Origin of the sequence: uncultured Nostoc sp. (genome assembly GCF_964245445.1) — a bacterium.
Lineage (GTDB): Bacteria > Cyanobacteriota > Cyanobacteriia > Cyanobacteriales > Nostocaceae > Nostoc.
Window position 1 is genome coordinate 1 of sequence record NZ_CAXTNE010000251.1, and the last position, 11,534, is coordinate 11,534.

Consider the following 11,534-nt stretch of genomic DNA (forward strand, 5'->3'; position numbering starts at 1 on the left):
TTGTTAGCGATCGCTGGTTTTTGATCCTACCTCACCAAATCGCGTTGCTCCCGTCGCTAGATGCAAACGGTGTTGAGTTGCATTTAAGGAAATAGGGGAAACCATGTGCCAAGAGCGATCGCAGCGTACAATAGCAACTGAATATTGCGGCAAGGGTGGAACTTCTTTAACTACAGATGTAGTCTGATTATCTTTGAGAACTCGGAAACACCCTCCCCACTCTGGGTTCCATCCTTCATTTAAATAGAAAAGTTGAGTTACATGTTTACGCGGGATATCTGTATGAGGACGGTTCCAGAATCCTAAATCATGTCGTGTTAAATAAATTGTTAGTGAATGGTTTTTCAAATCCAAATTAGTAAGATGCTCCATTGCCTCTCGATAATCAGGAGTGAGAAGTTGTTCAATCAATTTTTGCCAACTAAGACTCAGATCCTTGATATCTTGTAGACCTTTGTACTTACTTTCATCCAGAATGCAGCGTGCAAAAAACCTGTAGTCATTATATGTATATTCCGGGTATCCATCTGGCTCAAAGTCTCTAGCATGATATTCTTTATAGTTTGTAGTCGGAAAACTATTTGCTAGTTCAGATTGTACTGAAGTGTCAAGCAAGTTTTCAAATACAATCCATTTATAGGGAATTTCCTGCATAGTTGCATTACTAATTGCACTCAAGTTCAACATAATCCCTCTTAAAAAACTTTCAAATAGTTTATTGCTGTTTAACTAAATATCGCTCCAGATCGTCTATCATCCGATTGGCTGCAAGGGGGCCAAACTGAACCCAGTAAAACCCCACCTCATGAACTTTTTCCTGTTGGACAACTTTCAACTTTGACCACAACGGTTCTGCTTTGAGTTGCTCAAGTATTGGGTGTAAATCCCTTGTGCCCAGTACGTCTTCTGATACTAGAAATAAAATATCCCCATCTAACTCACTCAGGAGTTCGTTTGATAAAGCGTATGCAGCAGGGCCACCCCCTAGACTTAGGGTTGCTTGACTATCCAAAGTTTGAGAGTAAGGACGTGCAACACCTGCATCTTTGAGAATAACTCCTGGAAAACTTGCCTTCGCCCACAGCCAAAGTGCATCAGTACGTAATTCGGCAACCGATACTAAAGTTGTATTCAGGCGTTCCCGCTTCGGGTTGCCGTAGGCATCGCCCATTTTTGCTTTAAACTGTGTCAAACGTGCATAATAATTATCCATTACCTGTTGGGCTGTTTTAGTTTTACCCAGAACACGGGCTGTGAAAGCAAAAGATTCTTTCCAAGCTCCAGTGGTTCCAGGAGGAGCCAAAACAGTGGGTGCAATGTGTGATAACAGTGGATAAATATCTTGATGAAAAGCCATACCAAAAATCAGGTCTGGTTTGAGAAACAAGATTTTTTCTATACTAGGAGGCAGCCAATCTACATCTTCAATACCTGATAGCGGGCCTACTAACCGCTGTAATTGTGAGACAAATAACTTTGGGGCAGCTATAGGTTTGATCCCCAACGCCAAAGCATTTTCTAAAGAACCACCACTAAGCACAACAACTCGTTGAGGATGAGCAGGAACTGTTGTTTGACCCATTAAGTGCTGAACTACTCGAACCTGACTTAAAGAAGAAACACTCAATTCATGGCTAACTTTTGGGTAATTAAAAAAGAAACAACCGTTTAGCCACACTACCACAGCAAGCAACCCTAAAAAAGGCAGGCATAGGACAAAACACTTGGTTAACCAATGAGTTGTTCTCATTAAAATTCCCACTTTACTGTCAACTCTGCTGTATACGGACGACTAGGAATAATTCTTTGGAGATAGTCAAAGCTTGCTTCATAATATCGAACATTAAATATGTTATTCAAGTTGAGTCCAACGCTAAAGTTGTTATTCCGATAGTACAGAGCTGCATCGGTGAGAAAGCAGCTTGGGATCGTAAATGTATTCAAACTATCTGGCTTATTATCTCCAACGTAGTTAAAGCCAATTCCACCTCCAAAACCTTTGAGAGAGCCAGTACCAAAGGTGTAAGTTGTCCACAAACTAGCGACATGAGCTGGTACTCCTTCTACTCGATTCCCGACTGGAATATCATTGTCTTTGCTAATGCGTGCGTCTGTATAACCGTAAAAGCTAATCACATTCCAACCGGGTTGAGTTTAACCATTGAGTTTTACCCACTTGACAAGACTCTATTTTTCTTAACTTGACACCAATGCTAAAACTCCCACGAAATTGTGCCCAAGACTGTTAACGGCGCACCGGGATAGATAGTATCTCTTCCCTGGCTACTTTCGTAATATCTCTCATCAAAAAGATTCTTGATATTGATTGCAGCCTTCCAGTTATTGCGTTTGTAATAAAGTGCTGCATCCGTGCGGAAGTAGCTGGGCAACACAAAACTGTTATCTAAATCGCCCTGTCTATCGCCCACATAATACAGTCCCAATCCAAATCCCAAACCTTGTAAACTCCCACGTTGGATTTCATAGGTTGTCCACAGACTAACAGTATTCTTAGCAACGCTGCCCAACAAATTACCAACTGCATAGTCATTGTCTTTGGTGATTTGGGCATCGGTATAAGCGTAAGAGGCAATAATTTTCCAACCGGTCAGGATTTCGCCAGCGATATCTAGCTCAACGCCCCGACTACGTTGCTCCCCGGTCAAAATGGAAAAATCAGGATTGTTGGGATCGGTGGTCAAGACGTTAGTTTTTGTAATCTGGTAAGCAGCTAGGGTTGCAGACAGTCGGTTACTCAAATCGGCTTTAACACCCACCTCGTATTGTGTACCTTGGGCAGGATCAAATGTAGAACCATTGACTGAAGTACCAATGTTAGGAACGAAAGAACTGCTATAGCTAGCGTAGAGAGAAATTGCTGGTATCGGCTGGTAGACAAGACCAACCCGAGGGCTAAAGGCTTGGTCAGATTGACTGATGCTAGTTGAGGCAAGTAAATTGTCATTTTTCTGCTCAGTAAAATCGAAACGCCCTCCGACTAGCAGCTTCAAATTATCCAGTAGGGTAATCTGATCTTGCAGGTAAATTCCTAATCTATCAGTGCGAATTTGTCTATTAACAAAAGTTGTTAAAGGATTGGTAGGGATAACGCTGTTATTCACCGGACTAAAAATATCGATAGGTGACAAAATACCTCTGCTAAAAATCAGCGGACCTTCGCTTCGGTTTAGCTCTATTCCCAAAAGCGGTTGGTGGATAATTGACCCGGTTGCAAACTTTCCTATGACCTCTGTTTGGAGACTGTAGGTGTCAGTTTCAAATTTACCATTTGTAAAATTCCTATCCAAAAACCGATCGTCGATCAAGTCCCCTTGTTCTGCCCGGAAATCATTTACCTTGTTTATAGTAATGGAAAGGGCATTGCGAAGCTGCCAATTTTTATTAAACTGATGTTCTAATCTGTAGCCAGCTCTGTAAGCTGTGGTTTTTGAATCATTTTCTCCTGGAACCCCTAAGAAGCGACTAATCGGAATTGGGGCAGGTCTGTTACCAATAGCGACGATGCCTCGATCAAATTGGGTATTATTGTTTAAATACTCAAAATCAAGGTTTAATGTTGTGTTGGTACCGATTTTCCAGGTTAGAGATGGTGCGATGAAGATACGTTCGGTGTCAACAAAGTCACGAAAACTCCCGGAGTTTTGGTAAGCAACATTCAAGCGATATAATAGAGTTTTGTCCGCATTCAGTGGACCAGAGATATCGAATGTGGGACGATAAAAACCGTAGCTTCCTGCGGTGAAGTCAGCAGCGTAATAAGGTTCACTCAGCGGCTGCTTCGTAACAAGGTTAATAATCCCACCCGGTTCAGCTTGACCGAAAAGCACTGAGGCTGGTCCCTTGAGTACCTCAACTCGTTCCAAGTTTGCTATTTCTGATAATGTGAAGAAATCGGCATCGCGGAATCCATTTCTAAAATTTCCATCCTGCTCAAAACCACGAATGATATAGCGAGCAGCTCCTGTACCCCCGTAGTTGCCTGCTTGTGTCACGCCGCTGACGTTTTGCAGTGCATCCTGTAGCCGCACTGCTTTTTGGTCTTGTAACACCTGTCGGGGCACTATTTGAATTGAGGCAGGAATGTCACGCAGGGGTGTATCGGTTTTGGTGGCAGTAGAGGCATTTGGTACACGGTATCCATCCTGCTCGCCTGTCACCACTAACTCAATCGGTTCATTACCACTAGCTGATGGTTGAGTTGGTTGTGTCTGCAACCCTGGCTGCTGTTCTGGCGTTTTTGTTGGCTGTTGAGCAGTAGAAGTACTAGGGGTCACTCCAAAAACTAAACCTTCTTTTGTACTATCAAACAACTCCACCGCAGGCGCACTCATTTCCCCAGTCACCGTTACTCGCAATGTGTTCGCATCTAAATTTGCAACTGTAATTAATGCAATTCCGGCTACTGGCTTTGATTGTCTAAAATCCCCACTTCTTAGTTGCAACTTGGCATTAGGGATATCTGCAATATAGGAATTACCCTCAGTTTTCGGTAAAACTTGTAATTTAAGAGAATTAGCTGTGACTAAAATTAACTCTATCCCTTTATCAGTAGAGTTAACCTGAACATCCGTAACTAATACCACATCTGTAGTTGCTTGACTAAGTTCGGGAAATTTATTCTGTCTAGGTACTCTCCATAAATATGAAGCATCAGTTTTAGGAAGTTGTAGCTGATTCAATGTTTGAATTTCTTTGAAAACTTCACCTGAGCGTACTAAAGTTTTTTTGACTAACGGTTGTTCAGAATATGCTGGATTAGCTGAAGTTAGATAAACAATAGATATTAACCAGCAAACAGCAGGGTACGGTAGTCTAATAAACATTTTTACACACACTTTTTAGGGAATATTAAGTATTTAAATTGAGATCAAGTATAATTTTCCTTACAGTCCATAGCTCTCAATTTATACTAATTAAGTTGGTATATAAATATTTATACCAACCTAATTATTGTAAAAATATATAACTTTTCGGTGTTTGCGTCTTATTCGAGCCGGAATTTTTTTTATTCGAGACGGAATTTTTATCTGTGACAGGACTTAGGACTTACCCCAAACTTCTTACGAAAAGCATTACTAAATGAAGGTAAGCTAGCATAACCTACTGTTCTGGCTACTTCTGTGACATTCATATTTCTTTGAGTAAGCAGCTTATAAGCTAGTTCCATTCGGCAGTGATGCAGATAGCCAAACACCGTAGTCCCAAAAACCTGCTTAAAGCCTTGCTTCATTGTGCAATCATTTAAACCTACTTGTCGTGCTAGTTCAATAAGAGATGGTGGGTTGTCTAAATGTTTCAACAGAATTTCTCTAACATTGTAGATGCAGTCAATATCTGATGGCTTGAGTTTATTAATCTGGAAGCAACCTTGGTTGATTTGTACTTCTTGCTCTACTAGCATTGCTACCAGTTCCCAAACCTTACCTTCAAGATAAATTTGTTTAGTAAAGCCTTGGTATGGACATTGAAGAATTTGCTGTACTACTATTTGCATTGCAGGAGTTTGAGTTCCATAGCGTTCATAAGTTGGTTTATCCCAACATCTAATTAAATGTTGTAATTGTTTTGGGAGTTTACCAGATGTATTTTCTGTAAAGCTATGAAATACATTTGGATGTAGGTGAATAGCTACTTCTACTATCCGCGCTGATGGCTCTAATACAGCGCACTCAGATGCCATACCACTACCACTTAAAAAGTATTCTGCTGTCTTGAATTCAAGGTTTTTGAATTCGCTCTCTAACAAAATAAGGAATCGAAATTCTAATGGATGCTTTCGCTCATGAAGTTTTAAAATGAATGATTTTGGCTGCTGATAATTTGAAATTTCTAAAAATATGCTATCTCGTAGCTGAATCTGTCGCCAATACCCTTGTCCAAATTGATACTTTCTAGTGATATCAAAATTATCTGAACTATCATTATTCTGAATTATTTCTGCTTGGTATAATAGTTTTACGTAATCTGGATACGGGAGTATTAATGTCATTGTAATGGTAAGCTACTATAAAGTATTTAAAGAGTCAAAATAACAGATACTTAGCTCATCAAGTAGATTCGGTTGTTTATAAAGATGTTGTTTACGAATTTTCCGAACAAGAACTACTACCACACACCAGACATGAAGGATCATGATAAGAATGTCGTTTGGCAAATTCCATTCGCATCAAGTCGATTGTCAGCAGTTGTGACAATAGCGGTTCACTAAACTTAGTAATCAGCTTTATTACCTCTAATGCACTAAGACAAGCTAGTGTCCCAGAAACAGCACCGATAACCGAGAACCCACGCTGATTCCAATCAGGCTTTTCTGGGAACAAGCATGATAGACAAGGAGTGACGCCAGGAATAATCGTTGTCAGGTAAGCTTCCATTCCGTCCATTGCAGCTTCCACCATTGGTTTTTGCCAGCGCACGCAAGCCTGATTGAGCAAGTTTCGCTCTGTGAAATTGTGGGCGCAATCAACAGCTATATCGGCAGATTGCACTAAAGAGTCTACATTCTCTTTTGTAACGTAATCATGAACTGCTTCCACCCGAATATCAGGATTAATAGCTTGCAGAGTTTCTCTGGCTTTGAATACTCTGGGCTTACCTACCCAATCATTTGTCATCAGAACCTGACGATTCATATCATCTAGCCGTAAGTCACCACCCCGAACTAGGATTAGCCGCCCAACACCCGCTACTGCCAAATAAAGCGCTGATGTACCGCCTAATCCCCCTACACCTGTAACCAAAACCGTTGCAGACTTCAAGCGCTTTTGTGCTGCCTCTCCAAAATTGGGAAGCATCATTTGGCGGTGATAGCGTTCTAACTCACTGGGTGTTAAGTTCATCGCTTTTTACCTCTCTATCAGTCGTAAAATTTATCACCTAGTTGGTAGCAAACATTGTAGTTGTCTATACACTTTTCTAATTTTTACCTGTAAAATTGGTATTTGTTCCAGGCATCATTAAGAGAGCTTGGAAGCCTGCGATCGCAATCCTATGCAGACATTTGGTGATGTGGTTAATTAATAATCTAGCTGAAAAATCAAGTGGTGTTGATAGTACCGCAAAATTCCACAACTGTAGCTGATTTCAAAGACTTAACTTCACCACGCATTAAGAAAATTGCTCTAGGCGAATCCAAAAGTGTCCCTGCTGGACAATATGCTCAACAAGTCTTAACTTCATTAAAAATCCTTGATGCCGTTAAAAGCAAAGCCGTCTATGCAAAAGACGTTCGTCAAGCTCTCAATTACGTAGAATCAGGCAATGCTGACGCTGGGATCGTCTACCTTTCAGATGCTAAAAGTACGCCAAAAGTCAAAATTGTAGCAACTGTCTGTACCTGACTTTGCAGTAGGACTATTTGGGGATATTGAAAAACGACTCCCGAGTTTTCATCTTAAAGTGTCCTTTAACACCAGTGAGCAACCCTTGGGATTGTTGGGGGGTTCTGGAGCAGGCAAGAGCATGATTTTGCGCTGCATTGCCGGGATAGAAACACCCACAATTGGGCGTATAGTCTTAAATGGCAGAGTCCTGTTTGACTCAGAACAACGAATAAATGTGCCGAGCCGCGATCGCCGCATCGGTTTCTTAGTGCAGAACTATGCCCTCTTCCCACACATGAATGTGGCGCAAAATATTGCTTTCGGCTTACCCAAAGGATTATCTGCTCCTAATATCAGGGCGCTCTTAGAAGAACAGCTAATAGCTATGCAGTTAGAGGGGTTAGGCTCACGCTATCCGCACCAATTATCTGGAAGTCAACAACAAAGGGTAGCTTTAGCCAGAGCATTGGCAAGTCAGCCAGAAGTATTGCTGTGGGATGGGTCGAAAAGCCCGCTCTAACTATGCAATTTAAATGTGGAACAGCTTATAAGGGGTAAGCACTTAAAAAAGTGAAATACTACTGCCTTGGTTAATACCAAATTTTCGTCATTTTCCTGTTTGACTAGGCTTCATCATCTGATGTTTCTTCAATCTCGATTTCCCAAGGTTCTCCTTTATAATCTGGTGAAAAAAGATGAATTTTGGCTTTATTGGAAAACTGCTTCAGCTTTTTGATGAACTGGGGAATAGCATCGACGATATGCAGATAACTTTCTATGTCATAGCAGATAATGAGTAACATCAGAGGACTAGTATTTATCTTGAAATACCAGTGGCAATTTGATAATAAAACTCGCATAATTGGGCCGCAGGCTTGATAAAATCGCTTGCAAGTAGCTTCTTCTAGTTGTCTGTAGAATAACTCGTTAAGTATAGGTGCTCCAGTTGGAGGCAAATCATCTGCGGGAAGGGGAAATTTATTCATAGTAAATAACTAGGGATTGGGAATTATTAGTCAAAAAAATCCAATGTTCCTGCGTGTTTTCATAACGCCATCTATTCAAAGATGGCGCAATGCACAAGCCTTGAAAAAAGATACCAGCCGTGTTTCGAGTTTATTCGTTGTGTAGCGTGGATCTGGGTTATGACGGTTGCTACCTTTTGAAAGCGGTCTCCCCCAACAAGCACTTTTGTAGTTGCACCCAAAATCGGGTTGTCATAGTAAATGTTCTTGTTTTTGTGTTACAAGCCATTGCAGTTCTAACCACAAACGCGGATCTGTCTGCTTTACCTTCGACATCGGATCTCGCAGCAGATGCGTAGCATTTAGGCAGACAACTTCAACTAATCCCGCATATTCTGCTACTTCCCTAAGTATAGATATCTGGGCTTTGACAGCAGCAATCAGATTGTCAGGGCAATAAATTGTGAAGTATGGCAGAAAGTGAACACGAGGTCTTCCCCAATAAGACTCGATAAGTTTAACATGACAGTGTTTTAGTAATTCATCGACTTGTGGGAAAGAATGAGCAATAACCGTTTTGAATTCTTTGACTAGCTCTTGTTCATACCAACTTGTGTTCATAGTTCTAACTTTCATGCTGAAAGTAACAATTGGGAATTTTGAATTGTGATTTAGTTTTTCTACTAATCACTGATAACTCAGCACCTACCAGCCTTAGCACGAAGATTTTTTGGGGTACTGTATAGTACAAAAAGGTCGGCGAAGCAATTTTTTACTAATGCTGGTTTCGTTCTCCTGAAACACTATCAAGTGCAATACTTGCTCTAAGAAACGCCGTTTGTCAAAAATGCCTTGAATCAGCACCTCTAGTTCAGTTGTGCCCTTGGCAGGAAAATCTTCCCCATCAATGGTGCGCCAGGGTAAAAACTCCTGCCAGTCTGAGGTTAATGTACCGACTCGTGACCAATTTCCATAAGTAATAACTAGGAATGTATTGTAGTCAAATAGCTTTGGTATTTGTTCAATGTAGGTTTGAATTCGCTGATAACCTTCTTTGAAAGTGGCCTGTTCATCACTTGGCTGAATCGAGACAATAACTGCCAAGGGTAAACCGTTGATAAAGACAACTACATCAGGACAGTGAGTATAATTCCCCTCAACTACAGTCAAGGGATGAATAGCTAGCCAATCATTGTTCAGTAGATTAGACGTATCAATGAGCGACACAAAGTCATGAACTATTTCTTCTTTATACAGGTATTCAACTTCCACACCATTGGTCAATAATTTGTGAAAGCGACGGTTATTTTCCAGCAAGTCGGAACTCGGAATGTAAGTAACCTGATGGATAGCTGCGGCGATCGCCTCATCCGGTTTTGTCGGGTTAATTTTCTGCAAAGCGTTATGGAGGCGCTGACACAAAACCACATCACTATAACTACTCCGCCCTATCTGGTGCTTACCTAGAGTAATGTCTGGTTCTAATAAAACTATGTAGCCAATGACCTCGAACCAAGTGAGCAAAGATGGTGCGATCGCTTTGCCTGCCGCAGGCATCGCAGATTGTGTGGAATCAAAACGGCGGCGAAGTTTTTTTGTAACACGACTCGCTTTGGCAGTTGTTTTTTTTAGCTGTGCTGGATTCATTAACAGTAAAAGATTTTATTTGAGTCAATGCAGAAGCTCGTGCCTAGTTTGCTGAACATTGGTTGGTATATTCACCAATGGACGTATAAGGCTTTTAAGTAACTATCAAAGCTGAAGTTGATCGGTAAGATTGTATCTAATGTTACACATTACCAATAATATTGGTAATATTTCATAAATAGTTAGAGTTGGTTGTGTTTAATGCTTAACCCTTATCTCCTGCTCTAAAAATAGGTTGCCAATATCAAATAAAAGCTGCATGGTGCCTTGGTAGCCAACTTTGGTAAACTGACCATAATCTAAGCGGTCAAAAATGGGAATCCCTTGACGATAGAGAGGAATTTTTAAACGTTGGGCGATCGCTACTCCATGAGAGTTGGTAATTAGCAAATCAGATCCAACCGCCAATTGTTCAAAGTCTTCCAAATCGCCGATAGTGACGCTAGGAATCGGCAGTTTTTCCAGTAGAGGAAAGCGTGTTGTTGTCACTGCTGAGTGAATCTCAACTCCTAGCGATCGCAAAAAAGAAACTGTTGACCAAAGTAAATCTGGTTCCAGCGCCAAAGAAACTCGCTTGCAACCAAAGTAAAAATGATTCTCCAACATCACATGTTGTAACTGACGGCGTTGACGGCGATATTTCTCTGGTACGGTAACACCACTGATATCCGCCAAAGCTTGCAGGAATTTATCTACTGCTGCTAGTCCCGTCAATTCACTAAATACCTCATAAGGTATATTGAATCTCTGTTCCAAAATTTGCGCTGCGCCCCGCATACTATCACCTAGTGCCAAAGTGAATACAGAACTACCAATTGAGCGCAACTGTGCTGCATTTGTGCCATTAGCTGTAATAGCACTAGAAGAATCTTCTATATGACCATCTAGTGAGCCAGAAAGGTCAGGTACAACAATAGGTACGAGTCCAAAAGAGGTAACAATCTTTTTGATTTCCTGTATATCCCCTGGTGTAAAGGCAGAACTAGCCAAAATAGTAATTTGTGTAGGACAAGCGTCTTGCTTAGAGCTTTTTTGAGGAATTTCCCTGACTATACTCTCAACTGCACCAGCAAAGCCATCCTGTAATGTACCTTTGAAATCCGGTGTAGAGACAAGCACAATTGGTAAATAATCCAGTTCTGGGTGGCGGTGGCGAATCTCCTTGACAAAGCGTCCCATGTCATCACCTCTGGTTTCCACCAGTCCAGTGCTACAAAGACCGATAATTTCTGGTTTGGATCTCTGCACCAAAGTCAAGATTGCTTGTTCAACTCTTTCCTCGCCACCCAAAATGGTTGCAACTTCTGTCATTGCTGTACTGGAAAGGGGAATCGTCTGACGGAAATGTTGTACTAATACTGCCTTAGTCAAAGCAGTACAGCCTTGAGAACCGTGTAATAAAGGCATGATTCCCTTTAACCCCAAAAAGGCTAAAACTGCACCTACAGTTTGGCTTTGCTTCAGGGGATTAACTGCAACAGATGTACTCGTAACGCTAATAATTGCCATCAAATGTTCTCCTCTAGAGAAGATGAGGGGGATGAGGGGGATATTACTGTTACTCCCCCATCTCCCCCTG

11 protein-coding genes and 1 pseudogene are annotated in these 11,534 nt (G+C 41.2%); 2 read left to right on the forward strand and 10 right to left on the reverse strand.

The genetic code is table 11. From position 1 onward, the window contains the following. Nucleotides 1-3: 3 nt before the first annotated feature. The 6 genes from ACFE90_RS29900 to ACFE90_RS29925 form a co-directional block, all read right to left on the reverse strand. Nucleotides 4-687 carry a 2OG-Fe(II) oxygenase gene (locus tag ACFE90_RS29900; RefSeq protein WP_375505988.1) on the reverse strand — a complete coding sequence of 228 codons (684 nt, stop codon included), beginning with the start codon at nt 685-687 and terminating at the stop codon, nt 4-6. Nucleotides 688-715: 28 nt separating this feature from the next. Next, nucleotides 716-1,750 carry an ABC transporter substrate-binding protein gene (locus tag ACFE90_RS29905; protein WP_375505989.1) on the reverse strand — a complete coding sequence of 345 codons (1,035 nt, stop codon included), beginning with the start codon at nt 1,748-1,750 and terminating at the stop codon, nt 716-718. Further along, nucleotides 1,750-2,136: a TonB-dependent receptor domain-containing protein gene (locus ACFE90_RS29910; RefSeq protein WP_375505990.1), complete on the reverse strand. Its 387-nt coding sequence runs from the start codon at nt 2,134-2,136 to the stop codon at nt 1,750-1,752. Before ACFE90_RS29910 ends, ACFE90_RS29905 begins: the two co-directional genes overlap by 1 nt. Before the next feature lie 77 nt (nt 2,137-2,213). After that, complete coding sequence (locus ACFE90_RS29915; protein WP_375505991.1) at nt 2,214-4,844, reverse strand: TonB-dependent siderophore receptor; 2,631 nt, start codon at nt 4,842-4,844, stop codon at nt 2,214-2,216. Between the two features lie 200 nt (nt 4,845-5,044). Further along, a complete protein-coding gene (locus tag ACFE90_RS29920; protein ID WP_375505992.1) occupies nt 5,045-6,010 on the reverse strand; it encodes a helix-turn-helix transcriptional regulator in 966 nt (321 codons plus the stop codon). 91 nt (nt 6,011-6,101) lie between these two features. Then, on the reverse strand, nt 6,102-6,860 hold the full coding sequence (locus ACFE90_RS29925) for a ThiF family adenylyltransferase (RefSeq protein WP_375505993.1): 759 nt from the start codon (nt 6,858-6,860) through the stop codon (nt 6,102-6,104). Between the two features lie 201 nt (nt 6,861-7,061). On the opposite strand from ACFE90_RS29925, the gene modA reads away from it, so the two are divergent. Beyond that, nucleotides 7,062-7,361 carry a molybdate ABC transporter substrate-binding protein gene (gene modA / locus ACFE90_RS29930; protein WP_375505994.1) on the forward strand — a complete coding sequence of 100 codons (300 nt, stop codon included), beginning with the start codon at nt 7,062-7,064 and terminating at the stop codon, nt 7,359-7,361. Between the two features lie 10 nt (nt 7,362-7,371). Then, a pseudogene (locus ACFE90_RS29935) lies at nt 7,372-7,860 on the forward strand (ATP-binding cassette domain-containing protein); the annotation flags it as partial. A 106-nt stretch (nt 7,861-7,966) separates the two neighbouring features. Here ACFE90_RS29935 and ACFE90_RS29940 read toward each other — a convergent pair. The 4 genes from ACFE90_RS29940 to nifN all read right to left on the reverse strand — a co-directional run bounded on the left by ACFE90_RS29940 (nt 7,967) and on the right by nifN (nt 11,464). Then, a complete protein-coding gene (locus ACFE90_RS29940) occupies nt 7,967-8,329 on the reverse strand; it encodes a hypothetical protein (protein ID WP_375505995.1) in 363 nt (120 codons plus the stop codon). Nucleotides 8,330-8,560: 231 nt separating this feature from the next. Beyond that, entirely contained in the window at nt 8,561-8,929 is a 369-nt protein-coding gene (locus ACFE90_RS29945; protein ID WP_375505996.1) for a hypothetical protein, read from the reverse strand. Nucleotides 8,930-9,022: 93 nt separating this feature from the next. After that, nucleotides 9,023-9,955, reverse strand: coding sequence for a type I restriction endonuclease (locus ACFE90_RS29950; RefSeq protein WP_375505997.1), 933 nt, complete (start codon nt 9,953-9,955; stop codon nt 9,023-9,025). 198 nt (nt 9,956-10,153) lie between these two features. Further along, nucleotides 10,154-11,464: a nitrogenase iron-molybdenum cofactor biosynthesis protein NifN gene (gene nifN / locus ACFE90_RS29955; RefSeq protein WP_375505998.1), complete on the reverse strand. Its 1,311-nt coding sequence runs from the start codon at nt 11,462-11,464 to the stop codon at nt 10,154-10,156. Between the last annotated feature and the right edge of the window lie 70 nt (nt 11,465-11,534).

Excerpts from the sequence above, each read along its gene's own strand:
- ACFE90_RS29900 (WP_375505988.1), bottom strand. The coding sequence starts at position 687 with ATGTTGAACTTGAGTGCAATTAGTAATGCAACTATGCAGGAAATTCCC.
- nifN (WP_375505998.1), bottom strand. The coding sequence starts at position 11,464 with ATGGCAATTATTAGCGTTACGAGTACATCTGTTGCAGTTAATCCCCTG.
- ACFE90_RS29945 (WP_375505996.1), bottom strand. The coding sequence starts at position 8,929 with ATGAACACAAGTTGGTATGAACAAGAGCTAGTCAAAGAATTCAAAACG.
- ACFE90_RS29925 (WP_375505993.1), bottom strand. The coding sequence starts at position 6,860 with ATGAACTTAACACCCAGTGAGTTAGAACGCTATCACCGCCAAATGATG.
- ACFE90_RS29915 (WP_375505991.1), bottom strand. The coding sequence starts at position 4,844 with ATGTTTATTAGACTACCGTACCCTGCTGTTTGCTGGTTAATATCTATT.
- ACFE90_RS29920 (WP_375505992.1), bottom strand. The coding sequence starts at position 6,010 with ATGACATTAATACTCCCGTATCCAGATTACGTAAAACTATTATACCAA.
- ACFE90_RS29905 (WP_375505989.1), bottom strand. The coding sequence starts at position 1,750 with ATGAGAACAACTCATTGGTTAACCAAGTGTTTTGTCCTATGCCTGCCT.
- ACFE90_RS29940 (WP_375505995.1), bottom strand. The coding sequence starts at position 8,329 with ATGAATAAATTTCCCCTTCCCGCAGATGATTTGCCTCCAACTGGAGCA.
- ACFE90_RS29950 (WP_375505997.1), bottom strand. The coding sequence starts at position 9,955 with ATGAATCCAGCACAGCTAAAAAAAACAACTGCCAAAGCGAGTCGTGTT.